Raw genomic sequence first — 17,354 nt, 5'->3', positions numbered from 1 at the left:
TCGCATTGGGTAAGCGTAGGCTAAAAATGGTTGAATTGTAGTCAATCCAGAACGGGCTAAATGAGCAGTCTGTATTTTTCCAGTTCGGTCACTGTTTTTGGCAGGCCCAGCTGGAGCAAGCTTTGCAGAAACTGGTCCGGGGTGAGGGAAGGATTACGCAGGTGTGAGCGCTGCATTCTTACCGCCTCAAGAACCAGCGCGTGGTTCAGATCGAAAAGGTCCGACAGGAACTCATCCGGGTGAAGCGCTTCGACATCAAACTCAGCGAGGCTTCCCCCCGGGAAATCGGCAAGATTGTAGGTCACAATAACTTCTGAATCCGAACGAATCGCCGCGGCGAGCACATGCCTGTCATCCTGATCGGGCAGGTTAAGGCCATCAATGATGCTCTCATATCCTGATACACAAGCGTCACCAAAGGCTTTATTCATTAGCGTTTCGGTGCGCTTTAGTTGGACTGCGGTGATATCAGGACGGTTAATCAGCAGATTTCGCTGCCACTCATCGTGTATCCGGGTAGTCCATTTGGGCTGATAAAGGCCCGTTTTCCCAATGTGCATAAGAAGGTCCCGCAGCATTGATGGATACAGTACACAAGCATCAAGTACGACGGGATAAGGTGAGTGTGTCATCAGTAAAAGCCAAGCTCCTGACTTTGTTCCGCCAGCTCGCGAAGTGCTTGTATGCTTTCTGCATCACGCTGATCTTTATACTTCATCAGGTCTGCGAAAAGAATACGGCGATGACGGCCAGTTTTATGGAAAGGTAACTTGCCCTCCTCCAGAAGTTTCACCATATGTGGACGTGAAACATTTAGGATGTTGGCCGCTTCCTGCGTTGTTAATTCGGCATGCACGGGCACAACCTGGACGGCGTTACCTGCAGCCAGTTCGCCCAGGATGCTCATCAGAAGCGTCAGTGACGATGTTGGCAGCTCTATTTGATGAGTGACGTCTTGTGCATCCTGAATCGTAATTTTTTGCGTTTCCTGCTTTGTGGACAGAAACGTAGCAAGCTCCCTTTGTCCACGTACAGCTGCCTCAATCTCCTTTGGAGCCGGTAATGTAAGGCTGTTCAGAAGTGAGTTTGTCATTTCATTATTCCAGTCAATATCGGGTTTTCGCGTATTAAGTTTCGTGTTTAGGGTGATTAAAAACACACCATAAAGAACTGTAATCGAAATAAACGAAAATCACAATAATCGAAACAAACGAAATATGTTTTGTAGGCTGGGTAAGGCGTAGCCGCCACCCGGCGATGCCGCAGCGGTACGGCCCGATGCTCTCTCCCGAGGGTAAAAATATTGGCACGGTGGATCACTCCCCCACCAGCTCAATCCGGTTCCCGTCCGGGTCCGCAATTACCGCTTCATAATAACCATCACCCGTCATTCGTGGGGCGCTCAGGAGCGTGTTACTCACCCGCGCCTGCTCCGCCATCCGATCCACATCCGCCTTGCTGCCGACGTTCAGGGCGATATGCGCCCAGCCTACAAACTCCGGGTGCGACGGGCTGTCCGGCAGATCCGGCACCGTCATCAGCTCAATGGTCGGCCCGTCGGAAAGCGTTATAAAGTGCGACTCAAACCCCGGGCGGTTTTTGCTGAAGTAGCGTTCGTTACTCTGGCCGCCAAAAACGGTCTGCCAGAAGTGAACCTGGGCGTCCAGATTACGGGTCCAAAGTGCGACATGTGCAATATTCATCTTATCCCTCGCTGCGGGCAGGTTGAGAGGCGGTGACGGTCACGGAGAGCGCTGCGACGACCAGCATCAGCACCATAATGACCATAAACGCCTGGGTTAATGAGGTGGCGTGGGCCACGTAACCGATAATCGCGGGCCCGGCGAGCACGCCGAGATAGCCAAGCGTGGTGATGGCCGGGACGGCAACCGCCTGCGGCATGCGGGTCTGGCGGCCAACGGCGGAGAACATCACCGGCACGATGTTGGCGCAACCGGCGCCCACCAGCACGTAGCCCAGCAATGACAGCTCCCACTGCGGGACAAACGTCACCAGCGCAAAGCCTGCGGCGGCAACGATCGCGCCACCCACCACGGCGCGCAGGGGGCCGGTGCGGGCGATCAGTTTGTCGCCGGTTAAGCGGAACAGGGTCATCGCTATCGAGAAGCAGGTGAAGCCGAGGCCGCCCAGCGATTCAGGCACGCCGCGGACTTCGGTGAGGAATACCGCGCTCCAGTCCAGCACCGTGCCTTCGGCGAGAAACACCGCAAAGCAGATCAGGCCAATCAGCAGCACCACGCCCCGCGGCACCGCGAAGGCCGGGCCAGAAGCGGGATTGGCCCAGGGCAGCAGCCCTTTCAGGCTGAAGGCCAGCAGGATCACCACGCTGAGAAGGATAACCAGGCAGGCGACAAAGGCGCTGGCCCCGAGGGTCAGCAGCAGGGTCATCGCCCCGGCCCCGGCAATCCCGCCGACGCTGTACATGCCGTGGAAACCGGACATCACCGGCTTTGGCGAGTCGCGCTCGACGATAATCGCCTGAATGTTCATGGCGCAGTCCGTCACCCCGACCCCGACGCCAAACAGCAGCAGGGCAGCGGCGAGCAGGCGCGGATCGGGAATGATCGCAAGCCAAGGCGTAGTGAGCACAACGATCGCCATCGCGGTGATAATCACCCTGCGGCAGCCGTAGCGGCTGGTGAGCATCCCGGTGAGCGGCATCGCAATCAGCGCCCCCATCCCAAGACAGAGCAGCAGCGAGCCGAGGGTGGCCTCGTTAACGCCGGTATTCGCTTTGGCGTAAGGCACCAGCACCGCCCAGGTTGCAGTAACGTAACCGGCAATAAAAAAGACGATCCGGGTGGCAAGCCGCTGGACGGCTCCGGTGGTCTGAGAGGTCATTTCACATCCTTACAGGGTTGAACCTTTGTCCCGGCGCGAGCACGGGACAGAATTGACAGAGCAGGTCGTCATGCAACATTATGCACGTTGTTGCTCGATTTAAATCCAGAGAAGATAATTTATGCTCGATTATGCAGCTTTCCCGGAACAACGACAAGATCTGATCCGCCAGATCCTGCAGGAAAATGGCCGGGTGGTGTGCGCCGAACTGGCGACCCGGATGAAGGTGTCGGAACACACCATTCGCCGGGATTTACATGAGCTTAGTAAAGAAGGGATCTGTAAGAAGGTCTACGGCGGGGCGGTGCTGCAGCTGGCGGATGCCGGAAATTTCATCAGCCGCGAGCAGAAAAACCACGCAAAAAAAATCACGATCGCGCAGAAAGCGGCAACGTTGATTAAAGCGGGTAGCTGCATTTTTATCGATACCGGCACCACCAACCTCGCCCTGGCGAAGGCGCTGCCGTCAGATCTGGCCGTTACCGTGGTGACCAACTCTCCGGCCATCGCCGCCGAGCTGCTGCGCCATCCGCTGTGCGAAGTGATCATCACCGGCGGGCAGATCCAGCGTTCATCTGGCGGTGCAGTCGGGGCTACGGCGGCCAGCCAGATCCAGGGGATTATCTTCGATCAGGCGTTTATCGGTGGCTGCGCGATGGATCCCGGCATGGGGCTGACCGGGTTCGACTTTGCCGACTGCGAGTTCAAAAAAGCGGTGATTAGCCAGAGCAGCCAGACCATCGTAGCGCTCACCACCGACAAAATCCCCGGCGTGGCGCGCTTTGTGGTCGCGAAAAGCAGCGATATCGACGTGCTGGTGGTGGAAGCCGATATGGATGCTGAGGTAATAGAGGCGCTTGCGGCGCAGGATGTGCGGGTGATCAGCGCCTAACGCACCTCAAATACCACCGCTTTCCAGTTAACGCGGGTTACCGGCGGAAACGCGGGGTAGGGCTCGACGCGGGTGCAGGCACCCGCCCAGATAAACGTCCCGTCATCAATCCGGTACCAGTGCGGATTGCCCTGCACCGCATCACCCAGCACCGCCGCCTGGATGCGCACCAGGCTCCCCTCGGGCAGTTCACCGGCCACCGGGGAGTAAACGGACGGGCTCTCCTTACGGGTATAGACCCCCATCAGGGTCTTCACGCTGGCGGAAACCGGAAGTTCAATGAATGGGCTCATGGCACGCCTCATAACAATACGCTCTTAGTGATTAACGATATAAGTCGCTCTGTAACTCGCGCTCACGATAAAGCGTGAAACTGACAGGCTGTGTCATACGAATGGCTGAATGCGGCAGGTTTTCATCCCTGCTTGACCCACGACAAGGCAGCGCGCTGCCGCCTCTTCCTATAATCACACCCGTTTGTCTTTTTAACTGGTGCTAACCATGGCGTATCAACTCAACCTGAACTGGCCGGAATTTTTAGAAAAATACTGGCAAAAGAAACCCGTTGTCTTAAAGAACGCACTGCCGAATTTTATCGATCCAATCAGCCCGGATGAGCTGGCAGGGCTGGCGATGGAGCCGGAAGTGGACAGTCGCCTGGTCAGCCATAATGAGGGCAAATGGCAGGCCAGCAACGGTCCGTTCGAGCACTTCGAGGGCTTAGGCGAAACCGGCTGGTCGCTGCTGGCGCAGGCGGTAAATCACTGGCACGCGCCTGCCGCCGAGCTGGTGCGTCCGTTCCGCGTGTTGCCGGACTGGCGTCTGGACGATCTGATGATCTCCTTCTCGGTGCCGGGCGGCGGCGTGGGCCCGCATATCGATCAGTACGATGTGTTTATCATCCAGGGGATGGGCAGCCGTCGCTGGCGCGTGGGCGACAAGCTGCCGATGCGTCAGTTCTGTCCGCATCCGGCGCTGCTGCATGTCGATCCCTTTGAGCCGATCATCGATGAAGATCTGGCCCCGGGGGATATCCTCTACATTCCGCCTGGATTCCCGCACGACGGTTTTACCCATGAGACGGCGCTCAACTACTCCGTCGGCTTCCGTGGGCCAAACGGCCGGGATCTGATCAGCAGCTTTGCCGACTACGCGCTGGAAAACGATCTGGGCGGCGAGCACTACAGCGATCCGGATCTCACCTGCCGCGAACATCCGGGCCGGGTGGAGGCTTACGAGCTGGAGCGTCTGCGCAAGATGATGATCGACATGATCAGCAAGCCGGAAGACTTCAAGCAGTGGTTTGGCAGCTTCATCTCCACGCCGCGTCACGAGCTGGATGTTGCCCCGGCGGAACCAGAGTACTCACCAGAAGAGGTGCTCGACGCGCTGATGGGCGGCGAAACCCTGACCCGCCTGAGCGGGCTGCGGGTGCTGAACGTCGGCGGCAGCGTCTTTATCAACAGCGAACTGCTGGAGACGGTGGATGCCAACGCGGCAGATGCGCTGTGCCGCTACACCGAGCTGGGCCAGGCGGAGCTGGGCGCTGCTCTGCAAAACCCGGCATTTGTGGAAGAGCTGACCGGACTGATTAACCAGGGGTACTGGTTCTTCGACGAGTAACGACAAAGACGGCGCGGAGTACAGACCCCGCGCCGCCTGACTTACGCTGCGAGGATGTGACAGGCTTTCCAGTAATCAAGAAGACGCTCGTCATCTTTCTCTCGCTCCGCTTTCGTTTTCATGGCCCGTGCCAGATTCTCTCTCGACACCTCCTGGCCTTTTTGTACGACATCTAAAACCGCTTCACCAAGAGCCAGGGATATTTCGGTGCGATTCGCTTCTACCATATATGCCTCCGTGTTGAGTGCGTGACTTTAATTATGAGGCATAATCGCCACCCTATAATATTCTCAGTTTATTCTTATATATTTCGCCAGACCCTTAGACGCTTCGGGAAATAATGTTTCGAAATGCTAATGAAGCGGTAGAAACGTTATTTATGGACTACAGTTAGTTTCGTGCAACAACCCGTGGAAACCTAATGAGGAGAATTAATTATGGTAAACAAGAGTGAAATCAAGGACCATGCTCAGGTAATGGCTAGCTGCGGTACCCACGTCGGCACGGTTGACCATCTCGACGGTGAACGTATTAAGCTGGCAAAAAATGATTCTGAATCCGGCGGCAAACACCATTATATTCCGCTGGAGTGGGTCGATAAAATTGACGGCAATAATGTGGTGCTGACTAAAAACCATAAAGAGGTCTTTGCCGGCTGGCAAGAAGCCTGATAATCGAAGCCGCAACGTAAATATATTTAAGCTCCGACAATATGTTGGAGCTTTATATTTATTAAATTAGCCTGCATTGCCGCCGCGTTAAAGGAGTGATACTGTTTTATTTTTAATATGCTTCTCCAGGCGCAGGTATGTCCAACACAATGCTCCCTCAAACGACCCCCACAACGAAAAAGACCTTTTCCGTTGCTGACTTTAAGGTCTTCGGCGAGCGCTACGGCATCGACTACCGTTTTCCGCTGCTGACGGATGCCTGTGCCAGCACCAGCCCGGTTCTGCACGGCGATGTCGAAGAGATGACCCTGCCGTCCGGCATCTCCTTAACCCACTCCGATGTGCGCGTTCTGCAACCCTATGAAACCACCTCCCGCCACAGCAGCCCGCTGTATGTGCTGGTGGTGCTGGAAGGCTGCGTGACCCTGACCCTCAGCGGCGAAGTTTATGCGGTTCGTCCGGGCATGGCCTTCAGCGCCAGGCTGAGCGAACAGCAGACGATGTCGGCCCGTCATGATGCGGATATCGCCCTGAAAACCCTCTCTTTTGGGGTTTACCCCGACGATGCCCGCCGGGAAACGCTCCTCGCCTCGCTGCTTGAGCAGTGGGAGAGGCTGAACGCGCCGACCTTTGTCTGGCAGGTGCCGGACTTTGTGCTGGCCGGGATCCAGCACGCCCGCCAGCGGGAGCGGAGCAGCCTGTCGCGCCAGCTGCTGCTGGAAGGGGTGATGTATCAGCTGCTGGGCCACGGCCTGCACCTGCGCGAGCAGGGGGGGGCGGCGCGGGTAAGCGCGTCCGGCGGGGAGCATGCCCGGCTGGAGCAGATCCGCCACCTGCTGGAGAGTGCTCCGGAGCAGGAGTACAGCCTCGCTCAGCTGGCGGCCCGGGCGGCGATGAGCCCCAGCAGCCTGCGCAGTAAGTTCCGCCAGGCCTACGGCTGTACGGTGTTCGACTACCTGCGCGACTGCCGCCTTGGGCTGGCGCGCCGCTATCTGCTGGAGGGCCACAGCGTGCAGCAGGCGGCCTGGATGTCCGGCTATCAGCACGCCACCAACTTTGCCACCGCGTTTCGCCGTCGCTACGGCATCTGCCCCGGCGCGGTCCGCAACGGCTGCTAATCCGTTTTTCTCCCATCGCCAACGCCATTCGTGCGGTTTGGCATTGCGCATACGTTCTCTGGCAGCGCGCATAGCTATCTTCTAAATGAAAAAGGTAATAATTCTCATTAATAATTAGAAATAGCTCTGGAGATTTTCATGTTCGCTAAATCGCGGCTGGCACTGCTGGTGGGATGGGTAACCGGGAGCGTCGCGCTTCCCCTGATGGCGCAGGATACGCCGAAAACGGAAACCGTTGTGGTGACCTCGCAGATGCAGAGCGGCGCGACCAAGCTGGAGACGCCGGATATCGAGACCCCGCAGGCGGTGTCGATTGTGACCCGCGAGCAGTTTGAAGAGCAGGGCGCGACCAGCGTTCGCCAGGCGGTGAGCTACACCCCGGGCGTCTACAGCAACCAGATTGGTGCCTCGAACCGCTTTGACTACATCGTGCTGCGCGGCTTCTCCGACGGCAGCCTGGACAACGTCTATCTCGACGGCCTGAAGATGATGGGCGACACCAACTCCCACAGCTCGCTGGTGGTTGATCCCTGGTTCCTGGAAAATATCGAAGTGGTGCGCGGCCCGGCCTCGGTGCTGTATGGCCGCTCGTCGCCGGGCGGGATCGTGGCGCTCACCTCGCGCAAACCCTCGTTCGATCCGGGCGGTGAGATCAAGCTGTTCGCCGGGAATAACGATCAGCGCGGGGCGATGTTTGACGTCACCGGCGCGCTGGACGACAACGACCGCGTGGCGGCCCGTCTGAGCGGCATGACCCGCTACGCCGACTCTCAGTTCGATCCGCTGAAAGAGGAGCGTTACGCTCTGATGCCAAGCCTGACCTGGCGCATCACCGATAACACCCGTCTGGATCTGATGGCCTATCTGCACCGCGATCCCGAGGGCGGCAGCCACTCCGGCCTGCCGTACGACGGCACCGTGGTCCCACATAACGGGAAGATGATCTCCAACACCTTCTTTGAAGGCGAGGACGACTACGACAAGTACGATCGTCGCGAGGAGATGGTCGGCTACAACATCGAGCACATGTTTGACAGCGGCTGGTCGTTGCGCCAGAAGCTGCGCTATCTGCACACCAAAGTGGAGCTGAACCAGGTCTATGCCGCAGGCTGGCTGAACGACACCGAGCTCAACCGCGGTTACTCCGGCTCTGACGAGAAGATGGATGCCATCACCATCGACAACCAGGTCGACGGCAGCTTTGACACCTGGGCGGTGAACCACCGCGTGCTGATTGGCCTCGATTATCAGGATCGCAGCAACAACACTACCGGCTACTACGGCGGCTTCCCGCCGATCGACGCCTTCCACCCGGTGTATGGCGCGAAGCCGGACTACATCACCATGTACAGCCAGGAGAAGCACAAGCTGCGTCAGACCGGCTACTACCTGCAGGATCAGCTCTCGCTGGATAAGTGGCGTCTGACCCTGGGCGGTCGCTACGACCAGGTGAGCGTGTCGAATATCGACAAGCTGAACGATACCCGCAGCGATCTGGACAAGAACAACTTCAGCAGCCGTGCGGCGTTGCTCTATCTGTTTGATAACGGGATCGCGCCGTACATCAGCTACTCCACCGCCTTCACCCCGACCAGCTTTGCCGATGCCAACGGCGATCTGCTGGATCCGATGAAAGGCAAGCAGTGGGAAGCGGGCGTGAAGTTTGAGCCGGAGGGGATGAACAGCCAGTTCAGCGCCTCGGTGTTCCGCATCAACCAGAAAAACATCGCTACCAAAGAGGAGCCGACCGATCCGTACCGCTCTATCGGTGAGATCGAATCCGAAGGGGTTGAGCTGGAAGCGGTAGGGCAGCTGACCGACAGCCTGCGCCTGCAGGCGGCGTACACCTATACCGACATCCGCTACAAGAAGAGCAGCCCGGAGGAAGAGGGCAAGCGTGCGGTCTATGCCCCGCGCAATATGGCCAGCGGCTGGCTCAGCTATGACGTCAAAACCGGGCCGCTCGATGGCCTGACGGTGGGCTCCGGCGTGCGTTACGTTAATGGCGTGACCAGCGATCGCATGAACACCCATACGCTGCCGTCCTACACGCTGGTGGATCTGGCGGTGGGCTATGACCTGTCGAAGGTGGGGCTGACCGGGGTGAGCGCGCAGCTGAACGTCAACAACCTGACGGACGAAAGCTACGTCGCGGCCTGTAACTCGCTCTCCTACTGCTACTTTGGTGCCGAGCGCAGCATTGTCGGCAGCGTGTCGTGGAAGTTCTGATGTAAAACTGCCCGGTGGCGCTGCGCTTACCGGGCCTACGGTTTTTCCCTCTCCCCTTTGGGGAGAGGGTCAGGGTGAGGGGAACAGGCCGCACTAACCTGCCATCGCAATATTCACCGCTTCTCCCATCTGCTCCACCGCCGCGCGATGCTTCTCGTTGGGCGGCAAGGCACAGTTAATCCGCAAACAGTTCCGGTATTTGCCGGAAGCCGAAAAGAGCGATCCGGCGGCGATCTGGATATTAAACCGGGTTAACTCCCGCGAAACGCAGACCATATCCACATGTTCGGGCAGCTCCACCCACAGCATGTAACCCCCCATCGGGCGCGTCACGCAGATCCCACAGGGGAAAAACTGCCGCACCCAGCAGGTGTAGGTATCAATATTCTGCTGGTAGATCTGGCGCATCCGCCGCACGTGGCGATGGTAATACCCTTCCCGGATAAAGGCGGCCAGCGCCAGCTGGCTGACGGGCACGTTGGTGCCGCTGGCGGCATACTTCATGTGCATGATCCGGTCGTGATAGCGGCCCGGGGCGATCCACCCCACCCGCAGTCCGGGGGCGACGGTTTTGGTAAAGGAGTTGCACAGCAGCACCCGGCCATCAATGTCCAGCGAGTGGATGCTGCAGGGCCGCGGATATTCAAACGCCAGCTCGCCGTAAATATCGTCTTCAAAGATCACGATATCGTGGCGCTGGGCCAGCGCCAGCAGCTGACGCTTGCGGGCTTCGGGCATGATAAACCCGAGCGGGTTGTTGCAGTTGGGCACCACAATCACCCCTTTGATCGGCCACTGCTCCAGGGCCAGCTCCAGCGCTTCCACGCTGATCCCGGTCACCGGATCGGTGGGGATCTCGATCGCCTTGATCCCCAGACCCCGCAGCATCTGCATGGTGCCGTAGAACGACGGCGATTCCAGCGCCACGATGTCGCCGGGCTTACAGATCGTCAGCAGCGCCAGGGAGAGGGCGCTGTGACAGCCGCTGGTGATGATCAGATCGTCGGCGGCGACCACCGATCCGGCGTCCAGCATCAGGCGGGCGATCTGCTCGCGCAGCTCACGTCGCCCGGCGAGCTCATCGTAGCTTAAGATCTCTTTGACGCTGTGCTGCGCCAAACGGCTCAGCTCTTTCCACAGGGGCTTGAGGCTCGGCTGGGTCAGGTCCGGCTGGCCGCCGCCAAAGGCGGTGATGTCGGTTTTGGTGCGTCCCTCCATCAGGGTCAGCACCTCATCCCACTGGGTCACCTCCACCGGACGCTGCACCGGGCGCGACATCGCCGGCACCGGCGGCTGGGCCTTACGCGGCGCCACAAAATAGCCCGAGCGCGGCTGGGGGGTGATCAGCTGTAAGTTTTCGAGGATCTGATAGGCCTGCTGTATGGTGCTGATGCTGACGCCGTGCTCCTGGCTTAGCGCACGCACCGAGGGTAAACGCTCTCCGCTGCGATACAGCCCTTGCTCAATGCGTTCCGCCAGAAGATTGGCCAGATGTTGGTAGCGCGTCATGCTGTATCCCTCATTGTCACCATACAGAAAATAAAACCAGTACAGATGGCGATAAAAATCGCCATGCAGTTCTTGTTTTAGACGATCTGTATGTTAAAAAAAGTAATTTTTGAATCTGTATTGCAGGGTGCCTAATCCATGATGATAACCCCTCAGACAACCTGAGGAGAACATCATGGAATTCAATGAAAATCGTGCCAGACGTCCTTTTGCGATCTTTATCCTGACGGGAAGAATTTTTGCCCGCTGGTATCGCATCAACCGCACGCGCAGGATTTTGAGCCAGTTAAGCGATGAGCATCTGAAGGATATCGGATTGTCGCGACATGATTTGTAACTTGCGGGGGTATCGCCCGGTGGCGCTACGCTTACCGGGCCTACGGATCGTGCGGCCTGGGATTTCGTAGGCCGGGTAAGGCGTAGCCGCCACCCGGCGCGTTTCAGCGCAACAGTTCAAGCGTCTGCTGCTTCGGCCGTTCCAGCAGGGCGATTGCCTCCTGATACGACCGCACGTTGTTATACCCCATCACCAGCCCGTAGCGCTTGCCCGACCCGCTGTACCACGCCGACAGGGCATTCACCTGCAGCTGCTGCTGTTGCCAGCAACGGGCGATCTCCAGGTCGCAGCTGCCTCTGGTTAAGAACGCCACGATGTGCATCCCACCGTCGTTCTGCTCGATGAAGAAGCGATCCCCGTAGACCTCGTGCAGGGCGGCGATCATCCAGTCGCGCCGCTGCTGGTAGAGGGCGCGCATCTTTTTCAGGTGGCGGAAGAAATGACCCTCGTTGATAAAGGCGGTGAGGATCTTTTGCGTCAGCACCGGCTGGCCGCTGGCGAGCAGATCGGCGCAGTCGTTAAAGGCCGACACCGTGCAGGCGGGCATCACCACATAACCCAGGCGCAGGGACGGCATCACGGTTTTGCTGAAGGTGCCCATGTAGATCACCCGATCCTGACGATCGAGGCTTTTCAACGACGGCAGCACCTTGCGGGTGTAGTGAAACTCGCCGTCATAGTCATCTTCAACGATCCACGCCTCGTTGCGGGTGGCCCAGTCGAGCAGCTGCTGTCTGCGCGGTAACGAGAGGGTGACCGCCAGCGGGCTCTGGTGCGACGGCGTGACGATGGCAAAACGGGCGTCGGCGTGGTGGCGCAGCAGGTACTCCGTGTCCATCCCGGCGCGATCTACCGGCACCGTATGCAGACGCGGCACGATGCGCCGGAGCAGCTGCTGGCCCATAAAATAGCCCGGATCTTCAAATACCACCTTGTCGTTGCGGCTGGCGAGAGTGTCGAGGATCAGGCGCAGGCTGCCGCTGTAGCCGCTGGTGATCAGCACCTGATCCGGCGTGCAGGCGAGCCCGCGGGAAATGTTCAGGTAGCTGGCGATGGCCTGGCGCAGGGGAGCCCAGCCCATCACCGGCGGGTTGAGCATCTCCTCCTGGCGCATGGCCCGCACCGCCTGCCCCGCCAGCAGCAGCCATTTCTTGTACGGAAAGCTGTCCAGCGCCGGGATGCCGGGGCGCAAAAAGCCTGCGCGTTCCCGCTGGCTGACCAGCGATTCCTGAAGCGTGCCGGTGACGGGATCGTCTGACACGGGGGCCGCGACCGGCAGGTTTAAGTCCGGGTTCACCCGGGTGCCGCGCGCCCCCTGGCTTACCAGATAGCCCTCGCCGATCAGAATGGCATAGGCGGTTTCAACCGTTTTGCGCGCCACCTTCAGCTCTTCCGCCAGCACGCGAATGGCAGGCACCTTGTCGCCGGGCTTGAGTACGCCGCGGGTGATGTTGTCCCGATAGCGGGTGTAGATCTGCTGATAGCCCGGCTTCATGTCCTACCTCGTTTCGCGCTTTTTGTATCTTTTTACTATGTCATGAACGGCGTAAATTTACCCCATCGCATGACCCATCTCCCACAAAAAGAGGTAAGACAATGAGCACTCGCGTTAACCACCATAAAGCCACACCTGCCCTCGCTAAAGCCCTGTCCGACCTGAGCATGGCGGTGGGCCAGACCTCCATCGACCCGGCGCTGAAGCACCTGATCGACATCCGCGTCTCCCAGCTCAACGGCTGCACCTTCTGTCTGGATATGCACTCGAAAGAGGCCAAAATTGCCGGCGAGCGCGAGCTGCGTCTCTACCATCTGGCCGCATGGCGCGAGTCGCCGCTGTTCAGCGCCCGTGAAAAAGCAGCGCTGGCCTTCACCGAAGCGCTAACGCAGATCGGCCCGCACGGGGTCAGCGACGTGCTCTACCGCAGCGTGGCGGAACATTATTCGGAAGTGGAGATTTCGGAGCTGAACTTCGCCATCGTGGCGATCAACGCCTGGAACCGCTTAGGCATCACCTCACGCATGGAACCGGGCTCGCTGGATGCCGCCTACGGCCTGAACAAGGCTAACCTCGAGTAAGACCGCGCTCGCGGATCATTGCCACCAGCGCCTGCAAACCCGGCGGGACGTGGCGATGGCCGGGGTAATAGAGCCGCAGTCCGGCAAAGGGCTGCGTCCACTCCTCCAGCACGCTCACCAGCTCTCCGCTTTTCAGCTCCTGCTGTATATAGAGTTCCGGTAAAAATCCCACCCCCAGCCCGGCCTTTACCGCCCGGATCGAGGCAAACAGATCCGAGGTGGCAAAACGCGGCGGCACCGCCAGGGCAATCTGCTCCCCGCGCCGCTCCAGCTCCCAGCGATAGATCCCCCCGTGCGCCATGCGCATGCCGATCCCCTGATGCTGCAGCAGATCGTCCGGGGTTTCTGGCGTGCCATGACGGGCAAAATAGTCCGGCGTGGCGGTGACGAGCTGGCGGATATCCGGGGTAAGCCTGATGGCGATCATGTCCTGCGGCACCGACTCCGCCAGGCGCACCCCCGCGTCGTAGCCTTCCGCCACGATATCGATCATCCGCGCCTCGCTCACCGTTTCGACGCGCATTTTCGGGTAGCGGATCATGTAGTCGATCAGCAGCTCGTCCAGAAACAGGGTTCCCACGTTATTCGGCACGTTCAGACGCAGGGTACCGGCAGGTTCGTCGGCATCGCTGTGGATCTCACTGCTTGCCTGGCGGATCTCCTGCAATGCAGGGCCGACGCGGGCCACAAAGCGCTGTCCCGCCTCGGTGAGCGCCACGCTGCGGGTGGTGCGGTGAAACAGGCGCGTTTGCAGACGGCTTTCCAGCCCGGCAACGGCGTTACTCGCGGCGGTGGGCGACATCCCCAGCTCCTGTGCGGCGGCGCGAAAACTGCCGCGACGCACGACGGCCATCACCACTTCCAGCTCTGTCAGTCCTGAACGGTGCATAGATTATCCTGAAAATCGAAACAACCTTTGCAGCATAGCGTGGATTATCGTAACGGAGAAGGCATGCCAGACTCTCCCCATCCAGTCTGAGGAGGTCGTTATGCATCACATCGAACAGATTTATATCAACGGTGAATTTGTCACCCCACACGGCAGCGAGCGCTTCGATCTGTTTAACCCGGCGACGGCACGGGTTATCGGGCAGGTACGTCTGGCCGACGCGGTGGATGCCGAACGCGCCATTGCCGCAGCAAACGCGGCGTTTCCGGCATGGGCAAAACCACAAAGCAGGAGCGCATCGCCGCCCTGCAACGGATGCATGCTGCCGTGGCCGCCCGCCACGACGATCTGCTGGAGGCGGTGATTGAAGAGTACGGCGCGCCCGCGTCGCGCTCGGCGTGGATGGCGAGCTATCCGGCCGAGGTGATTGCCCAGGCCATTGAAGCGCTGGAGGCGTTTGAGTTTACCCTGACGGCGGGTGCTGCAAAGGTTGAGATGACCCCGCTCGGCGTGGCCGGGCTGATTACCCCCTGGAACAGCGATGCGGGCTTTATCTGCGGCAAACTGGCGGCGGCGCTGGCGGCAGGCTGCACTGCGGTGATCAAACCCAGCGAGATGAGCGCCCTGCAGACGCAGATTGTGACCGAGGCGCTGCACGCGGCAGATCTGCCGCCGGGGGTGTTTAACATCGTCACCGGGCGCGGCGACACGGTAGGGGAGACGATAAGCCGTCACCCGGATGTGGCAAAAATCTCGTTTACCGGCTCGACCCAGACCGGCAAAGCGATCCTGCGCAACGCGGCGGAGAACTTTACCCGCGTCACGCTGGAGTTAGGCGGTAAATCGCCGACGGTCGTGCTGGATGATGCCGATTTGTCGCAGGCCATTCCGCTGGCGGTGCAGGCCGGGCTGATGAACAGCGGCCAGGCGTGCGTGGCCGGAACGCGCATTCTGGTGCCGCAGTCGCGTAAGGCTGAAATCGAGCAGGCGCTGGCCCGGGCCATCGCGGCGGTGCAGTCGGGGGATCCGCGCGACGCGGCCACCGAGGTCGGCCCGATGGTGAGCGAGAAACAGTGGCTGCGGGTGCAGGGATACATTCAGAAAGGGCTGGCGGAAGGGGCGCGTCTGCTGGCGGGCGGGGAGGGGCGGCCGGAGGGCACACGTGACGGGTGGTTTGTCCGCCCGACGCTGTTTACCGACGTGCACAACCAGATGGCCATCGCCCGGGAAGAGATTTTTGGCCCGGTGCTGTGCGTGATCGCGTATCGCGATGAGGCAGAGGCCATCGCCATTGCCAACGAGACAGAATACGGCCTGAGCGCGATGGTGCTGGGCGGCGACGCGGAGCGCGCCCGTCGGGTGGCGCAGCAGATCCACGCGGGTCGGGTGCTGGTGAATACCCTCGCCCACGAGCCCAAAGCGCCGTTTGGCGGATTTAAGCACTCCGGCGTAGGGCGCGAGATGGGCGCATGGGGCATCAGCGCATTTCTGGAACCGAAGTCAGTCCTCGGCTAAAAAACGCCCGGCGGCGCAAGCTTGCCGGGCCTACATGTGGCCGTAGGCCGGGTAAGCGCAGCGCCACCCGGCATCCCGGGCGCACCAATGCCACAACCGCACGAAGCGTAGGCCGGGTAAGCGCAGCGCCACCCGGCGTCCCCGGCGCAGAAATGCCACATTTCGCTTTTCACCGAAGCATTCTCCTGCTCACTCCTGCACTCTCTCCTTAACCTCACAATGGAGAGAACATCATGATTGCAGTCCTGTTTGAAGCCAAAGCAGCCCCCGCGCACCAGGCGCGCTACCTGCAACTGGCCGCCGAGCTAAAGCCACTCCTGGCGGATATCGACGGTTTTATCGATATCGAACGTTTTCAGAGCCTGACCACTGACGGCAAAATCCTCTCCCTCTCATGGTGGCGGGACGAGGAGGCGATCTGCCGCTGGAAGCAGAACGCATTTCATCAGGCGGCGCAGGCCGAAGGACGGGCATCGATCTTTACCCACTACCGCATCCGCGTGGCGGAGGTGGTGCGGGAATACAGCTCAGAAACCGGAGGGCACGCCGATGTATGACGTTCATGTGATATTCAACGATACTCCCGGCGAACTGGCGCGTTTTGGGCAGCTTCTGGGGTGCAACGGCGTTGGGCTTGAGGGCGGCGGCGTGTTTGGCGTGGATGCGCACTTCCTGGTGGCAGAGGGCGAAAAAGCCCGGCGCGTGCTTGTTGATGCCGGTTTTAACGTGCAAATGGTGCGAAAACCGCTGATCCGTAAGCTGAAACAGGCGCGCCCTGGCGAACTGGGCGAGATCGCCGCCGCGCTGGCAGCGCAGGGGGTGTCCATCCTGACGCAGTACAGCGATCATGCGAATCACCTTATTCTGCTGACGGATAATGATAAGCTGGCCGCAGAGATCACCGAGCCGTGGGCAGCCCATGCTAAAGACGAGTTTACCTCCTGATAACAGTGCCGCGCTGGAGCTGGCCGTTGCTGCTGTCGCGGCGGCGATGGCCGATCCGTCACGGGTCAAAATGCTCTGTGCGCTGATGGACGGGCGGGCGTGGACCGCGACAGAGCTCAGCGCCGTGGCGGATGTGGCCCCCTCAACCGCCAGCGGACATCTCGCCCGGCTGGTGGACGGCAGGCTGATAACCTGTCTTTCTCAGGGTCGGCATCGCTACTATCGCCTGGCGGGGCACGACGTGGCGGAGCTGGTGGAGCAGATGATGGGCCTGTCCTGGGGCCGCATCACGCCGCCGGAAACGACCGCGCCAGAGTCGATGCGTCTCGCGCGCACCTGCTACGACCATCTGGCGGGCACGGTCGCCGTGCAAATCTATGATTTTATGCAGGCCGGGGGCTGGCTGACGGCGGACGGTTCGGCCCTCACCGTGAAAGGTCGCGAGGCGTTTCTGGCAATGGGGATTGTGCTAAAGGCTAACCCCCGGCGTAAAGCCTGCTCCGCCTGCCTGGACTGGAGCGAGCGCCGCTTCCATCTTGGCGGCGAGGCGGGCGCAGCGCTGCTGATTCATCTTGAAACCAAAGGCTGGATCAGACGGGTAGAAGGCTTTCGCGAGGTGACGGTAACCGCGTCAGGACGACGGGCCATTGATAAACACTTCGGCCGCTGAAACATTGCCCGGCGGCGC

19 protein-coding genes and 1 pseudogene are annotated in these 17,354 nt (G+C 59.9%); 11 read left to right on the top strand and 9 right to left on the bottom strand.

Going from position 1 to position 17,354, the window contains the following annotated elements:
• Positions 1-56 precede the first annotated feature (56 nt).
• From K5I40_RS09295 to K5I40_RS09280, 4 genes are all read right to left on the bottom strand, one after another.
• Positions 57-632: a PIN domain-containing protein gene (locus K5I40_RS09295; protein WP_223074400.1), complete on the bottom strand. Its 576-nt coding sequence runs from the start codon at positions 630-632 to the stop codon at positions 57-59.
• Positions 632-1,093, bottom strand: coding sequence for a helix-turn-helix domain-containing protein (locus K5I40_RS09290; protein ID WP_106995644.1), 462 nt, complete (start codon positions 1,091-1,093; stop codon positions 632-634). The genes K5I40_RS09295 and K5I40_RS09290 overlap by 1 nt, the downstream gene beginning before the upstream one ends.
• A 223-nt stretch (positions 1,094-1,316) precedes the next feature.
• On the bottom strand, positions 1,317-1,703 hold the full coding sequence (locus K5I40_RS09285) for a VOC family protein (protein WP_223074399.1): 387 nt from the start codon (positions 1,701-1,703) through the stop codon (positions 1,317-1,319).
• A gap of 1 nt (position 1,704) precedes the next feature.
• Positions 1,705-2,862: an MFS transporter gene (locus K5I40_RS09280; protein WP_039030552.1), complete on the bottom strand. Its 1,158-nt coding sequence runs from the start codon at positions 2,860-2,862 to the stop codon at positions 1,705-1,707.
• A 121-nt stretch (positions 2,863-2,983) separates the two neighbouring features.
• Between K5I40_RS09280 and K5I40_RS09275 the strand changes: the two genes are divergently transcribed.
• Positions 2,984-3,754, top strand: a complete 771-nt coding sequence (locus K5I40_RS09275; RefSeq protein ID WP_223074398.1) for a DeoR/GlpR family DNA-binding transcription regulator — start codon at positions 2,984-2,986, stop codon at positions 3,752-3,754.
• On the opposite strand, the gene K5I40_RS09270 is transcribed toward K5I40_RS09275, so the two are convergent.
• Entirely contained in the window at positions 3,751-4,047 is a 297-nt protein-coding gene (locus K5I40_RS09270) for a hypothetical protein (RefSeq protein ID WP_039030550.1), read from the bottom strand. The genes K5I40_RS09275 and K5I40_RS09270 overlap by 4 nt on opposite strands.
• A gap of 208 nt (positions 4,048-4,255) precedes the next feature.
• On the opposite strand from K5I40_RS09270, the gene K5I40_RS09265 reads away from it, so the two are divergent.
• Complete coding sequence (locus K5I40_RS09265; protein WP_223074397.1) at positions 4,256-5,377, top strand: cupin domain-containing protein; 1,122 nt, start codon at positions 4,256-4,258, stop codon at positions 5,375-5,377.
• Between the two features lie 41 nt (positions 5,378-5,418).
• On the opposite strand, the gene K5I40_RS09260 is transcribed toward K5I40_RS09265, so the two are convergent.
• Positions 5,419-5,604, bottom strand: a complete 186-nt coding sequence (locus K5I40_RS09260; RefSeq protein ID WP_039030548.1) for a DUF2767 family protein — start codon at positions 5,602-5,604, stop codon at positions 5,419-5,421.
• A 210-nt stretch (positions 5,605-5,814) separates the two neighbouring features.
• On the opposite strand from K5I40_RS09260, the gene K5I40_RS09255 reads away from it, so the two are divergent.
• The 3 genes from K5I40_RS09255 (at position 5,815) to foxA (ending at position 9,395) form a co-directional block, all read left to right on the top strand.
• On the top strand, positions 5,815-6,048 hold the full coding sequence (locus K5I40_RS09255; RefSeq protein ID WP_039030547.1) for a DUF2171 domain-containing protein: 234 nt from the start codon (positions 5,815-5,817) through the stop codon (positions 6,046-6,048).
• A 137-nt stretch (positions 6,049-6,185) separates the two neighbouring features.
• Positions 6,186-7,166, top strand: a complete 981-nt coding sequence (locus tag K5I40_RS09250) for a helix-turn-helix domain-containing protein (RefSeq protein WP_251929671.1) — start codon at positions 6,186-6,188, stop codon at positions 7,164-7,166.
• A 120-nt stretch (positions 7,167-7,286) separates the two neighbouring features.
• Entirely contained in the window at positions 7,287-9,395 is a 2,109-nt protein-coding gene (foxA, locus tag K5I40_RS09245) for a ferrioxamine B receptor FoxA (protein WP_223074522.1), read from the top strand.
• Between the two features lie 93 nt (positions 9,396-9,488).
• On the opposite strand, the gene K5I40_RS09240 is transcribed toward foxA, so the two are convergent.
• A complete protein-coding gene (locus K5I40_RS09240) occupies positions 9,489-10,904 on the bottom strand; it encodes a PLP-dependent aminotransferase family protein (RefSeq protein ID WP_223074396.1) in 1,416 nt (471 codons plus the stop codon).
• Between the two features lie 175 nt (positions 10,905-11,079).
• Between K5I40_RS09240 and K5I40_RS09235 the strand changes: the two genes are divergently transcribed.
• Positions 11,080-11,241, top strand: a complete 162-nt coding sequence (locus K5I40_RS09235) for a DUF1127 domain-containing protein (protein ID WP_072036680.1) — start codon at positions 11,080-11,082, stop codon at positions 11,239-11,241.
• A gap of 103 nt (positions 11,242-11,344) precedes the next feature.
• On the opposite strand, the gene K5I40_RS09230 is transcribed toward K5I40_RS09235, so the two are convergent.
• Positions 11,345-12,736 carry a PLP-dependent aminotransferase family protein gene (locus K5I40_RS09230; RefSeq protein ID WP_223074395.1) on the bottom strand — a complete coding sequence of 464 codons (1,392 nt, stop codon included), beginning with the start codon at positions 12,734-12,736 and terminating at the stop codon, positions 11,345-11,347.
• A 101-nt stretch (positions 12,737-12,837) separates the two neighbouring features.
• Here K5I40_RS09230 and K5I40_RS09225 point away from each other — a divergent pair, with 101 nt between their 5' ends.
• Entirely contained in the window at positions 12,838-13,317 is a 480-nt protein-coding gene (locus K5I40_RS09225) for a carboxymuconolactone decarboxylase family protein (protein ID WP_039030543.1), read from the top strand.
• Here K5I40_RS09225 and K5I40_RS09220 read toward each other — a convergent pair.
• Positions 13,304-14,206 carry a LysR family transcriptional regulator gene (locus tag K5I40_RS09220; RefSeq protein ID WP_139564180.1) on the bottom strand — a complete coding sequence of 301 codons (903 nt, stop codon included), beginning with the start codon at positions 14,204-14,206 and terminating at the stop codon, positions 13,304-13,306. The two genes, K5I40_RS09225 and K5I40_RS09220, sit on opposite strands and share 14 nt — an antisense overlap.
• A 100-nt stretch (positions 14,207-14,306) precedes the next feature.
• On the opposite strand from K5I40_RS09220, the pseudogene K5I40_RS09215 reads away from it, so the two are divergent.
• The 4 genes and pseudogenes from K5I40_RS09215 (at position 14,307) to K5I40_RS09200 (ending at position 17,336) form a co-directional block, all read left to right on the top strand.
• A pseudogene (locus tag K5I40_RS09215) lies at positions 14,307-15,721 on the top strand (aldehyde dehydrogenase family protein).
• Positions 15,722-15,954: 233 nt separating this feature from the next.
• Positions 15,955-16,278: an antibiotic biosynthesis monooxygenase gene (locus K5I40_RS09210; protein WP_039030540.1), complete on the top strand. Its 324-nt coding sequence runs from the start codon at positions 15,955-15,957 to the stop codon at positions 16,276-16,278.
• Positions 16,271-16,666 (top strand): amino acid-binding protein, encoded by a 396-nt coding sequence (locus tag K5I40_RS09205; protein ID WP_223074393.1) that lies wholly within the window; start codon positions 16,271-16,273, stop codon positions 16,664-16,666. The genes K5I40_RS09210 and K5I40_RS09205 overlap by 8 nt, the downstream gene beginning before the upstream one ends.
• Entirely contained in the window at positions 16,641-17,336 is a 696-nt protein-coding gene (locus K5I40_RS09200; protein ID WP_223074392.1) for a helix-turn-helix transcriptional regulator, read from the top strand. The genes K5I40_RS09205 and K5I40_RS09200 overlap by 26 nt, the downstream gene beginning before the upstream one ends.
• Positions 17,337-17,354: the final 18 nt, after the last annotated feature.

The organism is Leclercia sp. LTM14 (assembly GCF_023736175.1).
In the GTDB taxonomy this organism is placed as follows: Bacteria; Pseudomonadota; Gammaproteobacteria; order Enterobacterales; family Enterobacteriaceae; genus Enterobacter; species Enterobacter barmai.
This window is presented reverse-complemented; position numbering and strand designations above follow the sequence as displayed.

Bases quoted from the DNA above. Each gene is read 5' to 3' on its own strand.
- K5I40_RS09295 (WP_223074400.1), bottom strand. From the start codon at position 632: ATGACACACTCACCTTATCCCGTCGTACTTGATGCTTGTGTACTGTAT.
- K5I40_RS09290 (WP_106995644.1), bottom strand. From the start codon at position 1,093: ATGACAAACTCACTTCTGAACAGCCTTACATTACCGGCTCCAAAGGAG.
- K5I40_RS09285 (WP_223074399.1), bottom strand. From the start codon at position 1,703: ATGAATATTGCACATGTCGCACTTTGGACCCGTAATCTGGACGCCCAG.
- K5I40_RS09280 (WP_039030552.1), bottom strand. From the start codon at position 2,862: ATGACCTCTCAGACCACCGGAGCCGTCCAGCGGCTTGCCACCCGGATC.
- K5I40_RS09275 (WP_223074398.1), top strand. From the start codon at position 2,984: ATGCTCGATTATGCAGCTTTCCCGGAACAACGACAAGATCTGATCCGC.
- K5I40_RS09270 (WP_039030550.1), bottom strand. From the start codon at position 4,047: ATGAGCCCATTCATTGAACTTCCGGTTTCCGCCAGCGTGAAGACCCTG.
- K5I40_RS09265 (WP_223074397.1), top strand. From the start codon at position 4,256: ATGGCGTATCAACTCAACCTGAACTGGCCGGAATTTTTAGAAAAATAC.
- K5I40_RS09260 (WP_039030548.1), bottom strand. From the start codon at position 5,604: ATGGTAGAAGCGAATCGCACCGAAATATCCCTGGCTCTTGGTGAAGCG.
- K5I40_RS09255 (WP_039030547.1), top strand. From the start codon at position 5,815: ATGGTAAACAAGAGTGAAATCAAGGACCATGCTCAGGTAATGGCTAGC.
- K5I40_RS09250 (WP_251929671.1), top strand. From the start codon at position 6,186: ATGTCCAACACAATGCTCCCTCAAACGACCCCCACAACGAAAAAGACC.
- K5I40_RS09240 (WP_223074396.1), bottom strand. From the start codon at position 10,904: ATGACGCGCTACCAACATCTGGCCAATCTTCTGGCGGAACGCATTGAG.
- K5I40_RS09235 (WP_072036680.1), top strand. From the start codon at position 11,080: ATGGAATTCAATGAAAATCGTGCCAGACGTCCTTTTGCGATCTTTATC.
- K5I40_RS09230 (WP_223074395.1), bottom strand. From the start codon at position 12,736: ATGAAGCCGGGCTATCAGCAGATCTACACCCGCTATCGGGACAACATC.
- K5I40_RS09225 (WP_039030543.1), top strand. From the start codon at position 12,838: ATGAGCACTCGCGTTAACCACCATAAAGCCACACCTGCCCTCGCTAAA.
- K5I40_RS09220 (WP_139564180.1), bottom strand. From the start codon at position 14,206: ATGCACCGTTCAGGACTGACAGAGCTGGAAGTGGTGATGGCCGTCGTG.
- K5I40_RS09210 (WP_039030540.1), top strand. From the start codon at position 15,955: ATGATTGCAGTCCTGTTTGAAGCCAAAGCAGCCCCCGCGCACCAGGCG.
- K5I40_RS09205 (WP_223074393.1), top strand. From the start codon at position 16,271: ATGTATGACGTTCATGTGATATTCAACGATACTCCCGGCGAACTGGCG.
- K5I40_RS09200 (WP_223074392.1), top strand. From the start codon at position 16,641: ATGCTAAAGACGAGTTTACCTCCTGATAACAGTGCCGCGCTGGAGCTG.